Raw genomic sequence first — 23,230 nt, 5'->3', positions numbered from 1 at the left:
TGGTGACAACCTTTTTTGTTATACGTTTACTTGGAAGCGTTATAATTGCTTAAGAATTCTTTTACTTTTGTAGGATCAGCTTTCAATTCATTCCCGGTCTGAACGAGCGGGCTTACTGTGGAGTATGCTTTAAGTTTGTTGTTCTTGTAGAAACTCAAAATCTCATCCTGATTAATGGAGTACAGCACGGCTTTTCTCAGGTCACTGCTCTTGGCAACTTCACGATTGGCCGTATTAAACAACAGATAGGAGACAGCGTTACTTGGAAGACTCTGCAGTTTCAGTTTGCTGTCATTTTCGATGATGTCATACTTGGTTTCAGGTACACCGTAGTATAAGTGAATTTCACTGCTGCGAAGAGCAGAGAGTGCGCTGTCTGCATCCGCGATGAATCGGACGTTAACCTGAGCAATTTTTGGCTCATCTTCCGTGCCTTTACGGTAGGCCGGATTTTTTAAGAACACACCTTCATAGTCATTTTTATAAGACAAAATATAAGGTCCGCTAGTATAAAGGGTGTTATTGTATGCTGCGCCTTCAGTCACCGTGTTCTGATCACCGTAAGGAATATCTTTGTTGACGTCAAAGGAAGCTACATCATATGTGTTGATGCTCTCCACCTGTTTTTTGGACACGATACCCGCAGATTGGTGAGCCAGGTAGTTCAGAACTTGCGGGAAAGGTTCAGTTGTGGTCAGTTTAACGACCTGATATTTACCTGCGCTATTATCTGCTTTGGTTTTGTCAGTCACGAGTTCTGTAATTTTGCTGCCCAATCCTTGTTCCAATGCTTCGAGGATTGTGCCGTTACCGCTGGATTGTTTGATGGATTGTAATGCACTCAGATCCGTTACAACCTCAGCTTCTTTGATGTGTTCATGCAGACTGTACGTCCGGTGATCCGGAACGGAATCTTTATTTTTAGCACGATCCAGGGAGAAGATCACATCATCTGCACCGACACGTTCTCCTGTATCTACAGCTTTTTTGTTATCAATCTTCGCAAAGTTGATATCGTCTCTGAGAATGAAGTAGTAGTCCGAATTACCTTCAGCAATACTAAAGTTATGGGACAGTGATCCATCTGCTGTCAGCTGATCGTCATCCGTCAAGTTAACGAGACGTACGTACATATTGGTGTTCAACTGGTTGATGGAGCCGTCGTTTCCTTTGATTGGATCAAGGGAAGTCAGTACGGATGCACTTTGCGTCAGAATCAACGGATCTTTGGCATTTTTGGAGCTGTCCTTGAATTCAATCGGTTCCCAAGCCATGGCGCGGGATTTGGAGAGACGAACGGTGTCTACATTCAGAATGTCTTTGTTCACAGCCTGACTTTTCAGGGAAATGTACAAAGGAGCGATATATGCCTGATCCGTTACCAAGCGATCTTCCAATTGTTTGTACGTGTCTTTGTACTCATCTGGAGTTTGAGTAGCTGCCTGATCGATGAGCTTATCAAGTTCCCCATCGGCAAGGATACTGTAATCTCCACCTGTTTTGAAAAGGGAACGCACCGCATAATCGGGATTTCCCGTTACCGTTGTCCAGCTGGACAAGGCAATGTCATAATTCCCTGCATCCTGTTGGGATTTGAAGCTGCCGTAATCCGGCTGCAGGTTCAGTTTCACATTGAAGCCGTTTTTGGTCAGCTGGTCGCGGACAATGTTTACATCATTTTCGGAAGAACTCATGGCGAGCAGTTCAATGTCAGCCGGTTTTTGTGCAGTTTCTGTTGTGTCCGCTGGTGCGGTCTCCGCCTGGGATTCGGTTTTCGTTTTTACACTGCAGCCAGAAATCACAATGACGAGAATTAATAACAATGAGATCAGTGTACGTTTTTTCATGGGATTACTCCATATCTTGATTGTGTGATGTGTGTTTTCTTTTTTTCTATATCATTCATTTCAACCAATCAATTAGGCCTTTTCCAGCTTGGGATCAAGCGCATCACGCAGACCGTCACCGAGAAAGTTAAACGAAAGAACCAGCAGAATAATAGCCAAGCCTGGATAAATCGCCAGATAAGAGTGGGTTTCCAGGTATGTACTACCAAGCTTCAGAATGTTACCCCATTCCGGAATATGCGGCTCCACGCCGAGTCCCAGATAACTCAAACTGCTGGTAGCGATAACAGCTCCACCAATTGTAAGTGTGGACTTGATAATCATGGGCGCAAGGGAGTTGGGAATAATGTGTTTGAAAATAATCGTACGATTGTTGTACCCCAGTGCACGTGCAGCTTCCACAAATTCAAAAGTAGATACATAGAGCACACTGGCTCTCATGGTACGAGCGTAAGTTGGAATGGAACCCAGACTCAGCGCCAGAATGAGATTGACCGTATTGGCTCCAAACGCTGCAATAATGGCAATGGCGAGCAGAATTCCCGGAATCGCATAGAGAATATCGAGCAGCCGCATGATGATGTTATCCGTATGTCTTCCGTAGAAACCGGAGAATGCTCCGAGGACTCCACCGATCAACACAGGAATGATGGTCGACATGCAACCTACGATCAAGGAGATCCGGGCACCGAATACAATCCGGGAAAATAAACATCGTCCGAAGTCGTCCGTTCCCAAGGGATACGCAAGGGAAGGCGGTTGGAGCAGCGCCGAGTAGTTATTTTCCACAGCCATGCTGTAGTCAAAGGTAAAGAAGCTGCAGATCGATATCGAGAACAGAAAAATGATAAAAAACAAACCGGACATGGCAGTCATATTCGGAGCAAGCCGCTCCCACAGATCATTCCAGAAGTTTGATTTTTGTTTCCCCTGTCTGCGAATACGTCCAATAATGGAAATGCCGAGCAATAGGGCAAATACATTACCTGTGATTGAGGTCAGAATCAGTACTACACTGACACCAATCATCCAGCGAGAGAGGATAGAGGTCGCGTTATATTGGGATACGATAATCAGTACGACCAGGTCAATGACGAAAATAAATAGGAGCACCGCCATGGCTGGCAGAAAGTTGTCAGCCACATAGGGTTTGAAAACATTTAACGCGGACACACCGATGACGAACAACTGGGTCAACAGCATATACACCGCAAAGGTATACTCCACATTCCTGGCTTTTCGAATCAGATGAAAGGCTGCCGTTACGATAAATATATTGCCTGAAATGATGGCAAGCAGTTGAACCCAGGCAATCCTGCGTGTCAGAGTAGAGATCGTACCTGTACGGATCAAGTCTTTTCGAATTCGAAGGGTGATGACACTTTGGACCAGTGTGAAGAATACATAGATCCCAAGTATCGTTAGCAGATATGGTTTGAACGTCTGCCCGCTCCAGTCATAACTATTGAACAGCAATAATGCAGTCAAGAGAAGGGACGTGATCCAGGCAAAGCTTGCCTGACTGTATTCTCGAGAAGACTTAAGCCGGAAACGCATTTCTTGTGTTAAGGATGAATTTGTCATAATACACCTGCTTTAAGAGGTAGTTCAACACACACGTTAATATTGTTTCATCTTGGAGCGCACTCTTGGATCAATAAAAGCGTAGAGCAGATCAACCGCTACATTGATAATGGAGATCGTAATTGCTGTGTAGATTACTCCGCCCATGATACTCGGAATATCGGGGATGAATTGTTTATCCACAATATAGCTGCCGAGACCGCTGATATTAAACACTTTCTCCGTCACTGCTGCCCCGCCGAGCATGGCTCCGAATTGAAGTCCAACCACAGTAACGATTGGAATCAATGCATTACGTACAGCGTGTTTCAGCATGACCTGACGTTCGCTTAACCCCTTGGCGCGGGCGGTCATCACATAGTCCTCATGAATGACTTCCAGTGTGGAAGATCGAGTCATCCGTGCCACCGCAGCCGTGAGTCCCGTGCCTAACACAATGGTTGGCATAATGATCGACAGCCAATTTTGCGGGTTGAAGGTAGCGGGAAGCCACTGCAATTTGATCGAAAAGTTCAGAATGAAGATGAGTCCTTGCCAGAAATTCGGGATCGATAATCCAATCAGAGCGATAAACATAAACGTATAATCGAACCATGAATTAGGCTTAATCGCTGAGATGATACCGATAGGTAATGCAATGACAAGGGCTAACAGCAGGGAGATGACCGCGAGGGTCAAGGTAATTGGAAACTTCCTTGCAATCGTTGCTGTGACATCTTCATTTCCCGCAAAAGATTTGCCAAGATCGAAGAGAGCAACTCCCTTAATATTGTTCCAAAGCTGTGTAAGATAAGGCTGATCCAAGCCATACACCTGATTGAATGCTGCAATCTGTTCCTGCGTTGCTGTCTCTCCGAGAATGTTAGCTGCCGGGTTGAACGGAGACAGATACAAAATCGTAAATACGAGTGTGGCTACGCCCAGAATGACAAATACCGTCATCAGTATTCTTTCAAATATGTACTTTAGATAAGGATTTCCATACAAAAAGAGGATGCCATACATCAGACAGCCGGGAATAATGGATATCGCGAAAAACCACGGTTTGTCGATAAGGGTGTGGAATGTATCGGCCATCGTAAGACGTTGACTTCCCTGTTCCTGAAGTATGCGAGAAATCCGCTCCTTCAACTCATTCTGAACCGTTTCTTCCAACCATTCCTCGGTCTGACGTCTGAATTCTTCCTCACTGACCTGCTGCTGGAAGAAACGATGTTTGCGCCGCAGCTGATCTTCCACTTCCAACTTCAGCTTGTTCCGGTAAGAAGAAGCGAGCAGTTCTTGCTCAGCTGTCTGTCTGGCAGCTACCCAGCCGTCATTTTTTCGATTCGAACGCCATATTAGAAACACGACCAGATTGATCGGTAATCCAAGAATGAACAGAACATATCGGTAGGAAGGATGAAGTAGCATTTTGCCATAAATAAAACTTAAATTGTGCACCAACCGCGAGAGTCTGCTGCCTTCTGCAAGATTCAAACCAAGCGTGCCTCCTCTCATTCAGGTTTAAATTGCATTATTCCGATTGATATAGTGTATATTATTTAGGGTCTAAACAATTGTCAAGGATTTAAATGGTATACATATGAGATGAGTGAATGTGAAAAACGGATGAGAGCTGGTGATGATATGGAACCTTTATTGAAAGTTAACGATCTATCGGTCTCTTTTCATTCTGGAGAGAGTGAGTTTCAGGCAGTGCGAGAAGTGAGTTTTGAAGTACGAAAAGGCGAGACGCTGGGCATTGTAGGCGAATCGGGCAGTGGAAAGAGTGTGACCGCACGTTCCATTATGAGGCTGCTTGCTTCCCCGCCTTCGCAGATGAAAAAGGGAGAGATTCTATTTAAAGGGGTCGACCTGGCCAATAAAACGCAGAAAGAGATGGAGAGCATCCGCGGGCGTGATATTGGCATGATCTTTCAGGACCCGATGAGTTCTCTTAATCCGACCATTAAAGTGGGTAAACAGATCTCCGAGAGTCTGATCAAACATCAGAAGGTGTCCAAAAGGGAAGCCAAGAAACAGGCAATTGCCATGATGGAGCGGGTGGGGATAACTCGTAGTGAAATACGCTACAACCAATATCCACACGAATTCTCCGGAGGCATGCGTCAGCGGGTCATGATTGGTATTGCACTTGCTTGTCGTCCTGAATTGCTCATTGCCGATGAGCCGACAACCGCACTGGACGTTACCATTCAGGCCCAGATTCTGAATTTGATGAAAGATATGCAGGACCAACTGGGTACATCGATTATTCTGATCACACATGATCTGGGCGTAGTGGCAGGCATATGTGATCGGGTTGTTGTTATGAAGGAAGGACAGATTGTGGAAACCGGGACAACGACAGAGATCTTTGCTAATCCCAAACACCCGTATACGATCAGACTTCTGAATGCATTACCACGTCTGGATCAGAAGAAAAAGCCAAAACCGGTATCGTTGGTCCCGAGAGATCTCGAGGATGATCAGCCGTTGCTTGAGGTGAAATCGCTCAGACAACATTTTAATCTGGGGAAAGGCAACACCTTAAAGGCTGTGAATGATATCAGTTTCCATATTCGTCAAGGAGAGAAACTTGGCGTTGTAGGGGAATCTGGCAGCGGAAAATCAACCACGGGGCGTGCGATTCTGCGGTTGCATGAGCCAACGGGTGGAGATGTACTGTTTAAAGGAGTCCCGCTCAATCGCTTGTCGGCTTCGGAGATGAAAACGATGCGTAGACATATGCAGATCATCTTCCAAGACCCCTATGCTTCTCTGAATCCCAAAATGAGGATTATGGATATCATTGGAGAAGCGCTTGATATTCATCAACTTGCAGGTACTGCAGCTCAGCGGGAGAAGCGGGTGGAGGAGTTACTGGAGATGGTAGGTCTCGATCCCACCCATGCGCAGCGTTATCCACATGAATTCTCGGGTGGACAGAGACAGCGGATCGGTATTGCACGAGCTCTGGCTGTGGAACCTGAATTCATCGTATGTGATGAGCCGTTGTCTGCACTGGATGTATCGATACAGGCTCAGATCGTACAGCTGCTTGAAGAGTTGCAGCAGCGACTCGGATTGACGTATCTCTTCATCGCGCATGACTTGTCCATGGTTAAACATATCAGTGATCGAGTGGCGGTGATGTATAACGGGAAAATTGTGGAGCTGGCTGAGAGTGAAGAACTCTATTCCAACCCGCAACATGCCTATACCAAGGCGTTACTGTCTGCTATTCCTGTGCCTGACCCAGCGGTAGAAGCGAAGAAAAAGAGACATGTTGTCAAAGAAACAACTAGAGAAAATGTTGAAGTAGAGGACCGTTATAATCTGGAACATTCCAAGTGGGTAGAAGTCACGGAAGGGCACTGGGTAGCCATATCTAGTTAGTGCAAGAAATCTTTTTTAGTAAAAAAAGAACCCCGACAATGATCTCCATAGATCGTTATCGGGGTTGTGTTATATGTGTTTCGTATAATGGCAGTAATCGAAAGCGATTATTTGAATTGAACCGATTTTTTGATGGTATCAATTTCGGCTTTGGTCTTATCATCCATGTAAGTGAAGATGAAGTTGAAAGCATAACCTTCAATGATTGTACTATAGTAATCTTGAGTAATGGTTGAACCGTCACCTGCATCCATCGTGATTTGCATCAGATCCATCTCTTTACCACCGATGGTTTCCGTTGTCATTTCCTTATAATCGTAAGGGAACTGGCTATCCACCATGAATTTTTTGGTTGCTTCCAGGTAGTCTTTACCTGTACGAATGCCTTGCAACAAGCTTACTTTCTCAGCAATGGCCATAGCGGAAGGGCCAACTTGACCTCCGTCCAATGGGTACTTTGAAGCCATAAGCAGATTCAATGTTTTGGTCTGAGACAGTTCAATTTGTTTTTTCTTCGTTTCATCATCACCAGCAATCGCTTCGGATGAAGCACTTGTCAGCTCATTCATGCCTGCAGCATCCTGGAACTCCCATGCTTCCGGGAATTTCAGAGATACGCCGAAATATTCATTGTTGTAAGAACCTTTTTCCGTCGTCCCCAGCTCAACGTCTTGGGAATTATCAGTTTCCTTGGACTCTTCGCTTGCTGGTTCTGTTTTCTCTGTTTCTTCTGTATTCGCTGTATCAGAGTCAGTACCAGTCGTTGTTTCTGTCGGGGTAGGCTCTTCTGTTGCGGCTGTGTTATCTGCTTTGTCACCGCAAGCGGCGGCAACCAGCATAATCATAATGAGCATGGCGAATAAAGAAGCTTTTTTTGGAATTGTCATATTACCCTCCTGAAATGTGTGTGTGTGTGTTTCTCTCTCTACATGTTGCCTGCTTCCTAAATTGTAGCACAAACGTTCTCATATACTACCTATAGGAATCTATAGGGGTCTTCTATACATAAGACATTCGGCTGGCAATTGAAACAGCTTCTGTGCTGGATTGCACACCTAATTTGTTAAAAATCACTTTTTTGTGATGATTCACGGTGCACTCCTTGATCTTTAATTTCAAAGCAATGGCTTTTACCGTGAGGCCACCGGCTATCATCTCCAGAATGGTTAACTGACGTTCGGTGAACTCCACCGTCGGTTTGTCGCACAGTTCAGCAGTCTGTTGACTCTGGTAACAGTTCTGCATGTAAGCTGGAATTAGCTTGGCAATGGCGATTAGTTCACCTTGCATATCTGCATTAATGGTGGACACATCCAGATAACCAAAATGTTGTGATCCCATGAACAGAGGTGCGGCATAACAATGCCAGCTTTGAAAATAAGGACTTTCATGCTGTTCCGGCAGCAACAGTGCAGGTTTATTGTTATCCATCGTTTCTGATATGGCGTTGACTCCACAGCTCTTTGCGGTGAAGATCATACCCGGACATATAGGGGAATGTTTCACCACAGCTTCAAGATCTGAACTGTAATCCATGGAGAGTAACACACCGTCCGTATCTGTGAGTAGAAAAAGATAGGTGCCCGTTAAATTTTCTTTGATATCCGAGATACTGTTCTGGAATGCATGAATCAGAAAGTGATTGATTTTGCGAAGCCTGTCCAGACTGGATTTTGGTAAATAGTCGAACGGAGCCGTTCCTGCTGCATGCGAGCAAGTCGGGGACTCTTCGTGTCGTGTGGCAAATGTAATGGCAGGCATGTTATTTCCTCCTTGCTGTACAGTTCTCATCCAATCGTTTGAATGACATGTCCTTCCTGGTCCTTAATCTCTGTTCTAACAATCTGAACGAGAAGATGATCTAACGAAGTTACTTCAATTGTCCCTTCAACCGGAAGAAGGTTCTCTGCCAGCTCCTCAACAATTTGTTTGTTCACCGTCAGGGTAACTTGTCTGTCCGATTCCAATACGGCTGGTTGTTCTCCTGCTTCGAACAGAATATTAGTATCCGGTCCGATCAAGGATAGGGAGGCACCTTTCGAAATTCGGCTACGAAGGATGGTGCCAACTAATACGGCTTGTTTGGCTCCAAGCTGGAGTTTGGCCGGGACCGATTTTTGCAGCAATCTTTTGCGAGGAGACTCCCAAGCCAGTTGTTGTATGAATAAAAATGCTGTACTGGACCCGTCCTGTTCCATTCCATCCTCAACCGCTTGTATAACCGAAGGAATATCTGCGTACGAATTTCTCATCAGATCCGTCACATATTTGGGCATGAACATGGAGGAGGCAGACAGGAATCCACGAGCATTCCAGCTTTGAATCATTTCCAGTTCCCGACCTGTAATGCCAACCATCTGAATAAATTGCACTGAACCATTAGGCGTAGAGATTGCGGGTAGATCCGGATCTTCAATAAACGAGAGAGCAGTCAGCAAAGTATCGGATTCCAGACAGATGGGGCCATTGGCGTCCATGTAATCTCCTGGCTGAAAGATATTTCCGCTGTTGAACACGTAACGTCCTACATTCTGTAGCAGATTCAGCGCCCAGGCTGGCGGATCAGTCTCTGCTTCACTGCGTGTAAGACGAAAGGTGAGCTCGAATCCATATCCGCTCTTGGATGCATCCTGCATCTCTTTTTCATATAATTCAGAGAAACCATATGTGACAAAATGCCAGTGAGGCATAGGTGTGTTCACCGCATAGACGCTGATACCATCAAGTGGATCAGGCCCACCGAGCATATACGGAAGGGCAGTGCCGTAGTGTTTTGGTTCCTGTTCCCCATACAATTCACGCATGGATTGATCAATCGCATCCCAACCGGATGTGTTTTCTTCCTGAGTCATTATTGAATCCTCCTTGACTGTTCTTTCCCCCGAAAAACATTTAAAATTAAGTCTACCTGTTACAGAAACGGATTCAAGCGGCTTAAGGATGAATTGTGTCAGATAGGACTTCGGAGTTATTAATTGCAATCCAGGGAGTGAAATTACATGAGTATGAAAGGTATCTATTTAAAGGAGTTTAATCAGGCAAGCTGGGACTCATTTTCCGAATTGTTCGAAGAACTTGGACAAAAGTTGGACCCTGCATGGGTAGAACGTGCGCGATTACAAGGGATTCCGGCAGATATAGGTCGGGTGCTTTTGTGTGAAACGGGGGAGTACGCTTTTGAATGGATGGCGAAAGATATCCCGGCTTTAGGGGACCAAAGTCCCGCTGTTTACCTGGAAACGGAGGAAGGAGCGCAGGCATTAAGGGCGGCGATTATGCGTATGCCGCGTTAATTTTTTCGATGGTGAGAGTGTGTGAACGATCATATGATCCAGTGAAGTTGATTTTGCAAAATAGATATGTTACGCTTACATTACAAGAGCAAACACAACAGAATATGCAATAACATCTTTTGATGGATTGTAACTGTGAAGACAGGCAAAACCTAAACTGATGGTGAAATGAAAGCTCCTTTTTTTGGTGCTATTTTACCTTGAGTTTAGGTTTTTCTTGTTTTCTGCTCTAAATTGCAGTTTTTTACCTGGAAAAACCAAAATAAATTTCGAAAAGAGGTTGTTGTTCATGACCACGGCAAAAAAAGGATTCCCCGAAAACTTCCTATGGGGCGGCGCTACAGCTGCCAATCAATTGGAGGGTGCATTCGATAAGGACGGCAAAGGCCTCTCCACAGCGGACATGATCGCTCATGTTCCCAAAGAGAAGCGTACAGGCGGACATGCCATGGAAATCTCCTCTTCCCGAATCGAAGAGATCCTCTCCGGCAAAATCGAAGAACGTTTCCCGAAACGTTTTGGTATCGATTTCTACCATCACTTTAGAGAAGATATTGCATTGTTTGCTGAAATGGGCTTTAAAGTATTCCGTTTGTCCATTCACTGGGCACGTATTTTCCCGAACGGTTATGATCAAGAGCCGAATGAAGCAGGCTTGAAATTTTATGATGAAGTATTCGACGAATTGTTGAAATATGGCATCGAGCCGCTCGTTACATTGTCTCATTATGAGACACCGCTTGGCTTGACGCAAAAATATAACGGTTGGGCAGGCCGTGAAGTGATCCAGCACTATGTTCGATATGCAGAAACGGTGTTCAACCGTTATAAAAATAAAGTGAAATACTGGCTGACGTTTAATGAAATTAACGTCATGCTGTTCAGCCCGTACACTGGCGGCGGCATTCTGATCGATAAAGTGGACAACAAACTGCAAACCACTTATCAAGCGCTGCATCACCAATTTGTAGCAAGTGCATTGGTAACAAAGCTTGCTCACGAGATTATGCCTGGTTCCCAAGTAGGTTGTATGCTTGCTCGTATGGAAACTTATGCAGCAACATGTAATCCAGTAGATGTTCGTCTGGCTCAACACGAGAATCAGATTAACCTCTTCTTCACAGACATGCATGCTCGTGGTAAATATCCGAACTACATGGCTCGTTATTTTGAAGAAAACGACATCGTGATTCAAAAAGAAGCAGGCGATGATGAGATCTTGCTGAACAATACCGTTGATTTCATCTCCTTCAGCTACTACATGTCCGTAACCAAATCTGCATCTGCAGACAAGGAAGAAACATCGGGTAACCTGACTGGCGGCGTGAAAAACCCTTATCTGGAAGCATCCGACTGGGGCTGGGAGATCGATCCGATCGGTCTGCGCGTAACCCTGAACAACTTCTGGGATCGTTATCAGAAACCATTGTTCATCGTAGAAAATGGTCTGGGTGCATATGACCGTGTTGAAGAAGACGGTTCGATCCATGACTCCTATCGAGTGGATTACCTGAAAAAACACATTGAACAAATGAAAGAAGCCATCAAAGACGGTGTGGATCTGATTGGATTCACAGCATGGGGCCCAATTGACCTTGTGAGTATGTCCACTTCCGAAATGTCCAAACGTTATGGTTTTATCTACGTGGATCTGGATGACGAAGGTAACGGAACACTCAAACGTTCCAAAAAGGATTCATTCGACTGGTACAAAAACGTAATCTCCAGTAATGGTGAGCAACTGTAGTTCTCACGTTTTCTGAGCGGGCAAACCTGATATAACAGTTAGTGTTTAATGGAATTTAATGTTCCTGAGGGCCTGCTGATTAGCGTTTGTCCGTTTTTTTATGTGCTGCAAACATTACATATGGAGGGATATCTTTTGAAAAGATGGAGTATGAACACAAAAAGTATGGGATGGATGCTTGCCCTGACACTAAGTCTGAGTGTGATCTGGCCAGCCACCGTTGGTGCGGAAAGCACCCAGGTTACTCGAATCCAGGCCAATACCTATGTTGGTGATCCTGGAGAGATGGTAGAGTCCTTTGACATTACTGTAGCGAATCCGGAGAAATATCAGAATCTGAAAGCTTCAGACTTCGAAATTACTGGAAATTATGATGGCTATCCCTTAAATGAAGCGGAAGAGATCATACAGAATGAGTATGAAGATGACGGAATAAAATTGACAATTACGGATCATACCATCCATATGGCGGTAAAGCCTTTTAAATATCCAGGTGGATTTAAGTCGGCATTTGCAGTCACAAGCAAGGCGTATCCTGAACTTTCTTTTGACGATAAAAATGTAAATGTAGTCAAAACTCGTACGGTCGATGAGTTTGAAAACGGACAATTTACAGGCAGTAATGGTGCGAACTTGTCCTATCAACTGAAACGAAGCACGTCCGAAGAACCAAAGCCGCTCATGGTATGGCTCCATGGTGGTGGCGAAGTTGGTACGGACGGGCGCAGCCATCTTACTGCAAATCGTGGAGCTGTAGTCTGGACGGAATCAGGGTATGATACTTCCGTACTGGCCGTACAGTATCCTGAGAATTACAGCTTCAAAATCTATGATAACCCGGAGCAACTGGCCCAGATGCAGGCGTACTTCGTGGCGCAGTATGAGTTGATTCAAAAGCTGGTTGCTGAAGGTGAAGTTGATCCGAATCGGATCTATCTGTCTGGTGTTTCCAGTGGCGGTGGTGGTGCCTTCCGTTTCTTGACACAATATCCCGATCTGTTTGCTGGAGCGATTATTGTAGCGGCCAAGGATACGGTAGCGGATTACACCGGATCTGTTGAAGCATTCAAAAAAGAACTGAAAGATATTGTGGATGTCCCAGTATGGATTATGCATGCCAAAAATGATCCAACCACTGACAGCCGGACAAGCTCTTTGGCTTATCAGGCTTTGACTGAGCTTGGAGCCAAGCATGTCAAAATGACGCTGTATGACGATGCATACATGGATAGCCAAAGACTGTACGGTGGCATGAAGCATTGGTCATGGGTACCGGCTTTTGACAACAAAGAAGTACTTGCCGACCTGTTCCAACTAAGCAAAGGGACTTCAGGGGAACAGGATGGGGGCAACATAGAGCATGGAACAAAACCAACTGAGCCTGTGACAAGAGCGCAGATCGCCCTCGTGCTTGCCAACAAGTTAAATCTTCCTGAAGTATCCGAATCTGCTTACCCGTACACAGATTCTGCTCCTGAATGGGCTCGTCAGGCCATTGCGACAGTGACCAAGGCAGGATTGATGAAAGGTGTCAGCAATCAGATGTTTGCCTCGGGAGAGGAAGTAACACGTGCACAGATGGCAGTGATCGTAGACCATATTTTGACGAGTCGCGGTTGGAATGCTGCAGGCGAGTCAACTGTAGTATTGTTCAAGGATTTGAATGATAAGCATTGGGCTTATGAAGCCGTTCAGAATAGTGCCAAAGCCGGTATTATGTCCGGTATGTCCAAAGATCAATTTGAGTCATCGAAGTCGGTTACAGGTACTCAGCTGGAGCTGATTCTACAACGATTGGAACAATTGCCAACCAACTAAGTTCAATAACCAACTTTATAATGATAAATAATGAGAGGAATGATTGATATGACTACACCATTTCCGAAGGATTTCCTATGGGGCGGCGCTGTAGCAGCCAACCAACTTGAAGGAGCTTATAATACAGATGGCAAAGGTCTTTCTGTTCAAGATGTCATGCCTCACGGGATTACAACCCCTAGAACGGAAGGTCCTACAGAGGATAACCTGAAACTGATCGGGATCGATTTCTACAATCGCTACAAAGAGGATGTTAAACTGTTTGCTGAAATGGGCTTCAAAGTGTTCCGTACATCCATCGCTTGGTCCCGTATCTTCCCTAAAGGTGATGAAATGGAGCCAAATGAGAAAGGTCTGCAATTCTACGATGACCTGTTCGATGAGTGCCACAAATACGGGATTGAACCACTCGTAACGATCTCTCACTATGAGACACCGCTGCATTTGTCCAAAACGTATGATGGCTGGGTAAACCGTAAAATGATCGATTTCTACGAGCGTTATGTAACAGTGCTGTTCAACCGTTTCAAAGGCAAAGTTAAATACTGGCTGACGTTTAATGAAATCAACTCCATCCTGGAGGAACCATTCATGAGTGGTGGGATCTACACGCCAAAAGCAGAACTGTCCAAACAGGATCTGTACCAAGCGATCCATCATGAACTGGTAGCCAGTGCCTTGGCTGTGAAACTGGGTCATGAAATTATGCCTGAAGCGAAAATCGGCTGTATGGTACTGAGCATGCCTACGTATCCGTTAACTCCGAACCCGGATGATGTGGTTGCAGCGATGCATGCGGAACAGCGCAATGATATCTTTGCTGATATCCATGCACGTGGTTACTATCCGAAATACATTAATCGTTATTTCAAAGCGAATAATATCAATATCAAGTTTGAAGATGGCGATGCTGAAATTCTGAAGCATACTGTAGACTTTATCTCGTTCAGTTATTATGTAAGTATCTGTGAGACAGGTGATCCGGAGAAACGGGTTGAAGGAAAAGGAAACCTGTTCGCAGGTGTGCAAAACCCTTATCTCAAAGCGAGTGAGTGGGGCTGGCAGATTGATCCGCAAGGACTACGCGTAACGCTGAACAAATACTGGGACCGTTATCAAAAACCATTGTTTATTGTCGAAAATGGTCTGGGAGCAGTTGATGAGCTGATCACGGACGAAAATGGCAATAAAACGGTGAACGATGATTACCGTATTCAATACTTGAATGACCATCTGGTACAGGTGGGCGAAGCTCTTGAGGATGGCGTAGAAGTGATGGGTTACACGTCATGGGGCTGTATTGACCTGGTAAGTGCTTCAACAGCAGAGATGAAGAAACGTTATGGTTTCATCTATGTAGACCGCAACAATGACGGTTCAGGAACACTGGATCGTTACAAGAAAAAATCTTTCCACTGGTACAAAGAAGTTATTGGTACGAATGGCGCAAGTCTTAAGAACAACAACGAGTAAATATTAGTTCTTAAAGCATGGTTGTACACGCACCTTCTTATGTCACATTAATGCACATTAACCGCTTTCACAAAAACATTGTCATATGGATAATTATATGGTAAGATGGGCCTAAGGCTAATGAATACTGGATTGTTACTGTTCAATCAGGCAAAACCAGAAGCAGGGCATATCTCGTGACCTGCTTTGGTTTTGCCTTTTACTACTTTGACGGTGCAAGGTGATGTGAAGAAATGAAAATTGAGAAGGTGCTGAACAACAACGTAGTTACCGTAATTGATCCGGGAGGAAACGAACTGGTCGTTATGGGACGTGGAATTGCCTTCAAAAAGCATACTGGTGAATCGATTGACGAGAGTCTCGTCGAAAAAATATTCTCGCTTGAAAGTAAGGAAGTATCACAGAAACTCAAAACACTTCTGTCTGATATCCCGGTTGAATATGTCGAGTGCTCGGATGAGATTATCCGTTATGCCGAGACGGTGTTAGGTGAGAAGCTGCATGAAAGCATCTACATTTCACTGACGGATCATATTCATTTTGCCATTGATCGACATCGTCAAGGATTGCAGATCCGTAACGCATTGTTCTGGGAGATCAAGCGCATGTACCGGAAGGAATATGCCATTGGACTCAAGGCGCTACAGATTATTGAGGAAACGTTAGGTGTCCTGTTACCCGAAGACGAATGCGCATTCATTGCAATGCATCTGGTTAATGCCCAGATGAACGGTGAGATGAGGGAAACGATCAGTATTACGAACATCGTTAAGGACATACTTAACATTGTAAGACGTAGCTTTGTGATCGAACTTGATGAAGATTCATTGAGTTATTATCGATTTTTAACTCATCTGAAGTTCTTTGCCCAACGTGTGTTGCAAGGAATGGCGATTGAAGATAAAGAAGAAGATAATCCACTTCATGACTTGGTGAGCAAGCAGTATCCGGAAGCACATGCATGTGCAGTAAGGATCAGTGACTATACGCGTAAGATCTATAATCGGGTGTTGTCCAAGGAAGAAATACTGTATCTGACCATTCATATTGAACGAGTTGTCAGAAATGAACAAACAATTGAATAAAGTTAGGATTGTTACTGCTAAAAAGGCAAAACCTAAACGTTGAATAATGATAAGCTTTTCTGCTTTGTCATTATTCAGTGTTTAGGTTTTTTTTTAACCTTCATTACACATAAAAGGAGCAAAACACAATGGATACACAACAATTGTCCAAGGATATACTGAAGCTTGTTGGTGGCGAAGAGAATATCGATCAAGTCACACACTGTATGACAAGACTCAGATTCAACCTCAATGACAACAAAAAAGCGGACAAAGCGACGCTAAAAAATACACCAGGCGTTATGGGTGTTATGGAGAACGGTGGACAGTTCCAGGTCATCATTGGTAACGATGTACCTATCGTGTATAACGCACTTGTTGGCAACATGTCCAAATCTCCAAACGCAGATAATGCAACATCAAGTGCTTCAACTGGGGAAAAGAAAAAGAGAAATCCAATAAGTGCGCTGTTCGATTTCATCTCAGGTATGTTTACACCAATCCTGCCTGCGATTACGGGTGCAGGTATGATCAAAGGGATCGTGGCGATCCTGGTCGCACTTGGATGGTTGTCCGATACCAGCTCAACCTACATCATTTTGTCAGCAATCGGCGACGGTGCATTCTACTTCCTGCCAATCATTCTGGCGATAAGTGCTGCACGTAAGCTGGGTAGTAATATGTATATTGCTGCGGCGCTTGCTGCGGGCATTATGCACCCGACCATTACAGCATTACTGGCAGATGGTCACAACTCATCCTTTATGGGGATTACAGTCATAGCGGCAACGTATTCTTCTACAGTTATTCCGATTGTTCTGGCAGTTTGGATTGCTTCATATGTAGAGAAAGCCGTTGATCGTGTTATACATGCTTCACTTAAGTTACTCATTGTTCCAACAGTTACCCTTTTAATTATGGTTCCTCTGACGTTGATGACTGTAGGACCACTCGGTACTGTTCTTGGTAATGGTTTGTCTGGTGGTATTTCATGGTTGTTCGATAACATGTCCATCTTCGCAAGTATCCTGATTGGTGGTACGATGTCACTGCTGATCATTACGGGTATGCACTATGCGTTGTTGCCAATCGTTGTAGGTTCAATGACAACACTGGGTTACGACTTTATTATTCCACTGATGTTTGCAGCTAACCTTGCACAAGGTGGCGCAGCATTTGGGGTGGGACTCAGATCGAGAAATAGCAAAACCAAATCCCTTGCCTATTCCACAGGTCTTACGGCTATTATGGGGATCACGGAACCAGCGATGTATGGTATCAACATGAAGTTCAAAAAACCATTTATCGCAGCTCTCAGCGGGGGTGCTATTGCTGGTGCATTTATGGGAATCTTCAATGTTAAATCTTATGTTATTACAGGACTTGCAGGTCTGCCGAGTATTGCGGCATTTGTCAGTCCAGCAATTAGCACTTTGATTTATGCTCTGGTTGGTGGTTTGATTGCCATCGTAGCTGCAGCAATCATTACGTATATCCTGGGCTTCCAAGAAGAAAATGCAACTGAGCCAGCAGCACCAGCAGCTGAGCCTGCAAAATCAGCAGTAACGACTTCTGTTGTAACTGAAGAAGCAAAAGCACAAGATGAGCAAGTATTCAGCCCGATCACAGGTGAAGTTAAACCGCTGAGCGAAGTTCCAGACCCTGCATTCTCTGAAGAGATTATGGGTAAAGGATTCGCGATTCAACCATCTGAGGGACGTGTTGTATCTCCGATCAACGGTACAGTATTCTCGTTATCGAAGAGTGGACATGCCATTGGTCTGGTAAGTGATACAGGCGCAGAGATGTTGATTCATATCGGGATTGATACCGTGAAGCTGAAAGGTCAATTCTTCTCTCCTAAAGTTCAAGCAGGTGCGAAGGTTACCGTAGGTGATGTATTGATGGAGTTTGACCGGGAAGAGATCGAAAAAGCCGGTTACACGACGATTACACCTGTTATTATTACAAATATGCATCAGTATGAGTCCATTGAATCTGCTGGTCGCACTACGATCAAAGAAAAAGACTTGTTGTTTACAGCTAAAGCTTAACCATAAAAAATGAAACAGCAGCTTCACCGGAGTGTAATCCGGTAAAGCTGCTGTTTTTTTGCTTATAGCTTTTACACGGGAAGCATATCCTGCACCAATTGCACAAAATGTTGTGCAGGCTTGGACAGATAGCGGTTTTGTAGCCAGACCAGCGCCGAGCCAACCGTGGAATGCTGATCCTGAATGCAATATACGTGGAAAGGGTGCTCTTGGTATAGCTGCAGTACCGTATGAGGCACGATGGAACTGGCGAAGCCGAGTCGGACCAGCTCGAGCAACATATTAATGTCTGAGCACTCACCCATGATGGAGGGGGTAACCTGATGCTCCCGGAACTTGTCCAGAATCAACTCGAACATGCCGAGTCCCTCTGTACTTGGAAGCAGTAGAGGGATACCTGTAAGCTGTTCAAAATAAGTCCCCATCTCCACTCCTGGTCCCATCTCTGTCGGACTATCAAGTGGTGTCGAAGAAATATAGAAAAGGGGCTCCTGTGGCAGATGCAGCACCTCATAACGTTCAGTCTGGACAGGCATGCGTACACAGGCAAGTTCAACTTTGCCATCTTCCAGCAATCGGCATAATTGCGCAGATTCATTTTGTTGAATTTTATAGGTAACCTGTGGGTGGGTGGTGCGAAACTGTTGCAGTGCTTGCGGGATCAGGCGATCCGATATGGTATTGATGCCGATCGCAAGTTTGCCCCGGATGCCATGACGGAAACTTTGCATCTCCATTACAGCTTCCTCCATATATTTGGTCAAGGTAACCGCATAATCATAGAAGCTGCGACCCGCCTGCGTTAGCTCCATCATACGTCCTTTGCGTTCAAACAACATTACACCAAGCTCTTCCTCCATTAACTTAAGCTGCTGGCTTAAGGGTGGCTGAGCCATGTGAAGTCTTCGGGCTGCTGCTGTAATCTGTTTCTCCTCAGCAATGGCAATGAAATAGCGACATTGTTTGATATCCAAGTGGTTGTTCTCCTTCGCTTGCAATGTATATGTAATTCGTATGGAAAGCCAACAAAACATGTATTTTTAATATACTACGATCTTATGTTACCATACATTAGATTTGCATACCTGACTAACAGGGTTTGGTTTCTATATCAATATTACTGCATGAGAAAGACCTTGAATTGGAGGATAAAACAACGTGGTTAAAACAATACATGATGCTGCTCAAGCGGGCCATACCGATGAGGTCATTCGATTTATCACACAACAGGGTAACCGGTTGAACGAACGGGATGCATTGGGGCGGACACCTCTGATGGCTGCGGTGCACGGTAACAAGATAGACACGGCAAGGATGCTAGTGGACGCCGGAGCCGACATTAACCTTCAGGATGCACGATTGGACAACCTGCTGTTATACGCGAGTGCTGAGGGTATGTATAACATGGTCGAATTGGCGATTACAGCAGGTGCAGATACGAAGTTAACGAATCGTTTTGGCGGCACAGCTCTTATCCCGGCAGCGGATCGGGGCCATGTGGACATTGTGGAGCTTCTGCTTACACGCAGTGATGTGGATGTGAACCATATCAACAACCTGGGGTGGACAGCCTTGCTGGAAGCGGTCATTTTGGGAGATGGTGGGCCGCGTCACCAACAGATTGTTGCCTTGCTTTTGCAATATGGTGCAGATCCAAAGATTGCGGATCGGGACGGGATTACACCACTTGCACATGCGAGCCGACATCGGTATGCCGTGATGGAACGACTATTAACCCAAGTCTGAAGAGACTTATACATTTATGATACAGAACAGTGAAAGGATATTCCAAACGAATGAACAGACATCAAGAGCATTTTTCACAAAAGAATATGAAGGACGTATCTTCACTGATTTTGGCAGGTATACAGTGGTTTTTCTTCCTGTTTACCAATACAGTTGTTGTTCCGCTATCCATTGGACATAATTTTCATCTGTCTCCGGATGCCATCGCTGCCTCCATGCAGCACGCATTTATCCTTACCGGAGCAGTGTGTATTCTTCAAGCTGTATTCGGTCATCGATATGCGATTATGGATGGTCCGTCAGGGTTATGGTGGGGATTGACGCTAAGTTTGACGGTATCTGCTTCATCGGCCGGTATGAGTCTGGAGCGTATTGGCGGTGGGTTGGCTGCAGGTTTTCTATTAGCGGGACTAACGATGGTGATTCTGGGTTGGCTGGGAGCAGCGCAAGTGCTGCAAAAGCTGTTCACACCTATGGTGAAGAGTGCCATGTTGTTTCTAATGACGATTCAATTAACCATGAATTTTTTCAAAGGTATGATTGGATATACGGAGTTTGGTCGCTTCGATCTGCCTGTTGCCGCATTGTCCGTTGTCATTGCATTTTTGGTGGCATGGATTCAATTAAAGGGCAGGGGGAAACTGGGGAACTACGCGATCCTGATTGGGATTGTGGCAGGCTGGATCGCTTATAGTCTATTGTTTCCTGGACAACATGGCGGACAGCCTAATCAGGCCCCGGCTGGACTCGAACTGTTTCCATGGGGAGCACCCAGATGGGAACCGGGTATTGTCATTACTGCATTTTTCGTGGGGTTGGTGAACATGACGAATTCGATCACCACATTAAGCACAGTTGAGAAACTATACCGGACAGAAACAACAAGCCGTCAGTATAGGCATTCCTATACGCTAACGGGTCTGTTCACGATGTTGTCAGCCTGTGTAGGTGTGCTGCCCTTTGGTTTATTTGCATCATCGATCGGATTCTTGGAGAGTACTCGCATTCTGCGTCGTGCTGCCTTGATAATTGGAGCGGGGATGTTATGTGTGATAGGTCTTACACCTTCAGTGACAGCATTTTTTGCACAAATACCACCAAGCGTCGGCAGTGCGGTTTTGTTCGTGGCTTATCTTCAGATGTTTGGCACGGCACTAAGAACACTTGAAGGTACAACGTTTAATTCTAAAACGATCTATCGTGTAGCGCTGCCGGTCCTTACGGGAGTTGCGGTCATGAATATTCCTGCGGAGGCCTTTCAAACTTTGCCCATGTACCTCATTCCGATCATAAGTAATGGTCTCGTCATTGGGGTATTGGTCTCACTGGTTCTTGAAAAAACCGTGAACTGGTCCAAAATGGAACAACCAGCGACAGTTAGTAAAGCGGCATAAAGAGTTTCATCTTGCGACAGTCCAATTTGATTGGGCTGTTTTTTTGTTATCAGGCTATATGGCATCTAACTATTTCACAATAATTTTGCCTTGTCCTGCAAGCATTCGCATCTCTCTAGAGAGACGGTCCTGGTTCCCATCCTGCATTTCGAGTTGAACACCATAATGCCATGAGGTATTTTTTTCTTGACCCCAGCGGAGAGTGCCTTCCATATATAGAGGGTCTTCAAAGAGCAGCATATTCATTCCAATCCGAATATCGTTATTCTCTACAGGAAGGGACAGCGGAAATGACAGCTGACAGCCGGATCGACTGATATCGCAGAGTTCGGCCTGGATGGGTTTGGCGGGTGCGTTAACCCCGTTGATGCTGAGAATATAGATCTCAAAGTGGATTGGTTCCTTCAATGTGTAGCGAAAGGGTTCTTTTCTATTGTTAATTGACATGGCTTGGCTTCCTCCATCAGGTTCAAAAAAAGTCAGTTATGCTTATATCGACCATTTGGAGCGAGAAATGAAGAGTTGCGCAAGCAGAGATGGTCCATGGGTTCCTTTTACACGTGTATCAGGCTTGATATAATGATGGAATATATTTCTGAGGTCAGACCTGGATCAGACAGAAGGGAGGGGTGAATATGAGAGGAACATTTCGAATGGTTACAGATACGGCAACATTGTGCCTGTATGATCTGGCAGCGTTAAAACATCGGCTTGAGGATACTTCGGACTGGTGGTCCATTCCAGTGGATGAGCTGGCTGAGGTGAATGCAGGTCATTGTCTGTTCCTGAATCTGGGTGCGGATGGAGTGTATGAGGTGGAATGGAGCCTGGAGGGTGAAGAGGAGGATTCAGATCCAGATCACGCAGCGGAACGGGGAAAGGGGTATCATCTGCAAGTTCCGTCTGGGCACGTCTATCTGGGAGCGGCGGATGATGTCACTGGGGGTGAATTGGAGCCGGATGAGACGTGTGAAGGGGTTCTGTTGCAGTTAAAGCCCGGAAATTATGCGTGTATCGTCTCCAGAGAAGCCAGTCGGATCACCATTGTCATGACACCAAGTATTCAGGGAAATAACACGCTGGATGAATTAATACGGATATAGTGTACATATACGAACAGGAGGGATTCATATGCAGGATTGGAACGAGATAATGATGATGAATGCAGATGCCCTGCGTAAACGGATGAGAATACTCGCTGCTTTGGATATCATCTTTTCGGAGGAAGAATGGTTACGCGTTCATCATTATGAAGCTGAACTTCAGCCAGGTGTGGCATGGGGAAGCATCAATAACGGCGCAGGTGATCATCTGCATGTATTGTTTACGAACTCAGGCACGCTGATCAAAGGATTTGATCATGAGTCACCCTTGAGCCCACATGCTCGTGAGGACGGAGAAATCTATCCGGGCATGTATGATGAAGTACCAGAGGCCTTGATGGCTGTACTGCGAGATCATGAGGAAACGTTGGATCTGGAGGATGTGACCTTTTGCCTATGGCAGGAAGGGAACGACTTGCCATGGAAGGTTGGTAACTGGATTCAGCTGGCGATGGCCGAGGAAGACAAAGTGGACGCTAGAGGTGGCGCAGAATTTTTGCTGGGATATGTGGAGAAGAACCCGGAAGATTACGCTGATTGGTCCAAAGGGTACTATGACTTGCCGGATCTGCCGTTGGAAGCCGTAGCTGAAGTATATGAAGGAAAACCGGTGACCGCCAGACTGATTAAGCAGTTGTGTACTGAGAGAGATGTAGCAGCAGCACTGGATGAGTTACAGCAACGCGGGTACGCCGTGGAACAAACGTAATGGAGTAGCAAAGGAGG

At 45.2% G+C, this 23,230-nt stretch carries 19 protein-coding genes; 11 read left to right on the top strand and 8 right to left on the bottom strand.

Annotated features, from left to right (window positions below):
* Positions 1-26: 26 nt before the first annotated feature.
* From AC4E8D_RS23225 to AC4E8D_RS23215, 3 genes are all read right to left on the bottom strand, one after another.
* The gene (locus tag AC4E8D_RS23225) at positions 27-1,847 is read right to left on the bottom strand and encodes an ABC transporter substrate-binding protein (protein WP_336765098.1); all 1,821 of its coding nucleotides are present in this window, start codon (positions 1,845-1,847) and stop codon (positions 27-29) included.
* Positions 1,848-1,919: 72 nt separating this feature from the next.
* Positions 1,920-3,431 (bottom strand): ABC transporter permease, encoded by a 1,512-nt coding sequence (locus tag AC4E8D_RS23220; RefSeq protein ID WP_336765099.1) that lies wholly within the window; start codon positions 3,429-3,431, stop codon positions 1,920-1,922.
* 36 nt (positions 3,432-3,467) lie between these two features.
* The gene (locus AC4E8D_RS23215; protein WP_336765100.1) at positions 3,468-4,910 is read right to left on the bottom strand and encodes an ABC transporter permease subunit; all 1,443 of its coding nucleotides are present in this window, start codon (positions 4,908-4,910) and stop codon (positions 3,468-3,470) included.
* 150 nt (positions 4,911-5,060) lie between these two features.
* Between AC4E8D_RS23215 and AC4E8D_RS23210 the strand changes: the two genes are divergently transcribed.
* Complete coding sequence (locus AC4E8D_RS23210) at positions 5,061-6,812, top strand: ABC transporter ATP-binding protein (RefSeq protein ID WP_490205260.1); 1,752 nt, start codon at positions 5,061-5,063, stop codon at positions 6,810-6,812.
* A gap of 107 nt (positions 6,813-6,919) precedes the next feature.
* Here the strand turns inward: AC4E8D_RS23210 and AC4E8D_RS23205 are convergent, their stop codons facing one another.
* The 3 genes from AC4E8D_RS23205 to AC4E8D_RS23195 form a co-directional block, all read right to left on the bottom strand.
* Positions 6,920-7,699 (bottom strand): hypothetical protein, encoded by a 780-nt coding sequence (locus AC4E8D_RS23205; protein WP_336765102.1) that lies wholly within the window; start codon positions 7,697-7,699, stop codon positions 6,920-6,922.
* A 112-nt stretch (positions 7,700-7,811) separates the two neighbouring features.
* Positions 7,812-8,573: a LuxR C-terminal-related transcriptional regulator gene (locus AC4E8D_RS23200; protein WP_336765103.1), complete on the bottom strand. Its 762-nt coding sequence runs from the start codon at positions 8,571-8,573 to the stop codon at positions 7,812-7,814.
* A gap of 26 nt (positions 8,574-8,599) precedes the next feature.
* Positions 8,600-9,664, bottom strand: coding sequence for a suppressor of fused domain protein (locus AC4E8D_RS23195; protein WP_336765104.1), 1,065 nt, complete (start codon positions 9,662-9,664; stop codon positions 8,600-8,602).
* 147 nt (positions 9,665-9,811) lie between these two features.
* On the opposite strand from AC4E8D_RS23195, the gene AC4E8D_RS23190 reads away from it, so the two are divergent.
* From AC4E8D_RS23190 to AC4E8D_RS23165, 6 genes are all read left to right on the top strand, one after another.
* Positions 9,812-10,105, top strand: a complete 294-nt coding sequence (locus tag AC4E8D_RS23190) for an antitoxin Xre/MbcA/ParS toxin-binding domain-containing protein (RefSeq protein WP_336765105.1) — start codon at positions 9,812-9,814, stop codon at positions 10,103-10,105.
* Between the two features lie 289 nt (positions 10,106-10,394).
* On the top strand, positions 10,395-11,852 hold the full coding sequence (locus AC4E8D_RS23185) for a glycoside hydrolase family 1 protein (protein WP_169481317.1): 1,458 nt from the start codon (positions 10,395-10,397) through the stop codon (positions 11,850-11,852).
* A 135-nt stretch (positions 11,853-11,987) separates the two neighbouring features.
* Entirely contained in the window at positions 11,988-13,670 is a 1,683-nt protein-coding gene (locus tag AC4E8D_RS23180) for an S-layer homology domain-containing protein (protein ID WP_490205259.1), read from the top strand.
* Between the two features lie 48 nt (positions 13,671-13,718).
* Entirely contained in the window at positions 13,719-15,143 is a 1,425-nt protein-coding gene (locus AC4E8D_RS23175; RefSeq protein WP_397376296.1) for a glycoside hydrolase family 1 protein, read from the top strand.
* 233 nt (positions 15,144-15,376) lie between these two features.
* A complete protein-coding gene (gene licT, locus AC4E8D_RS23170) occupies positions 15,377-16,228 on the top strand; it encodes a BglG family transcription antiterminator LicT (RefSeq protein ID WP_145323608.1) in 852 nt (283 codons plus the stop codon).
* Between the two features lie 128 nt (positions 16,229-16,356).
* Positions 16,357-18,261 carry a beta-glucoside-specific PTS transporter subunit IIABC gene (locus AC4E8D_RS23165; RefSeq protein WP_221824500.1) on the top strand — a complete coding sequence of 635 codons (1,905 nt, stop codon included), beginning with the start codon at positions 16,357-16,359 and terminating at the stop codon, positions 18,259-18,261.
* 71 nt (positions 18,262-18,332) lie between these two features.
* Here the strand turns inward: AC4E8D_RS23165 and AC4E8D_RS23160 are convergent, their stop codons facing one another.
* A complete protein-coding gene (locus tag AC4E8D_RS23160) occupies positions 18,333-19,235 on the bottom strand; it encodes a LysR family transcriptional regulator (RefSeq protein ID WP_221824498.1) in 903 nt (300 codons plus the stop codon).
* 184 nt (positions 19,236-19,419) lie between these two features.
* Between AC4E8D_RS23160 and AC4E8D_RS23155 the strand changes: the two genes are divergently transcribed.
* Together AC4E8D_RS23155 and AC4E8D_RS23150 are read left to right on the top strand one after the other, a co-directional pair.
* On the top strand, positions 19,420-20,007 hold the full coding sequence (locus AC4E8D_RS23155; protein ID WP_221824495.1) for an ankyrin repeat domain-containing protein: 588 nt from the start codon (positions 19,420-19,422) through the stop codon (positions 20,005-20,007).
* A gap of 50 nt (positions 20,008-20,057) precedes the next feature.
* The gene (locus AC4E8D_RS23150) at positions 20,058-21,401 is read left to right on the top strand and encodes a uracil/xanthine transporter (protein ID WP_260632980.1); all 1,344 of its coding nucleotides are present in this window, start codon (positions 20,058-20,060) and stop codon (positions 21,399-21,401) included.
* A gap of 69 nt (positions 21,402-21,470) precedes the next feature.
* On the opposite strand, the gene AC4E8D_RS23145 is transcribed toward AC4E8D_RS23150, so the two are convergent.
* Positions 21,471-21,848 (bottom strand): PilZ domain-containing protein, encoded by a 378-nt coding sequence (locus AC4E8D_RS23145; protein WP_036617371.1) that lies wholly within the window; start codon positions 21,846-21,848, stop codon positions 21,471-21,473.
* Positions 21,849-22,036: 188 nt separating this feature from the next.
* Here AC4E8D_RS23145 and AC4E8D_RS23140 point away from each other — a divergent pair, with 188 nt between their 5' ends.
* Together AC4E8D_RS23140 and AC4E8D_RS23135 are read left to right on the top strand one after the other, a co-directional pair.
* Positions 22,037-22,504, top strand: a complete 468-nt coding sequence (locus AC4E8D_RS23140; protein WP_221824493.1) for a DUF6386 family protein — start codon at positions 22,037-22,039, stop codon at positions 22,502-22,504.
* 28 nt (positions 22,505-22,532) lie between these two features.
* Complete coding sequence (locus AC4E8D_RS23135) at positions 22,533-23,213, top strand: hypothetical protein (protein WP_221824491.1); 681 nt, start codon at positions 22,533-22,535, stop codon at positions 23,211-23,213.
* The last annotated feature ends 17 nt before the right edge of the window (positions 23,214-23,230 follow it).

This window comes from Paenibacillus sp. SRL342 (assembly GCF_984798905.1).
The sequence above is the reverse complement of the archived record's forward strand: the minus strand, read 5'-3'. Positions and strand labels throughout refer to the sequence as shown.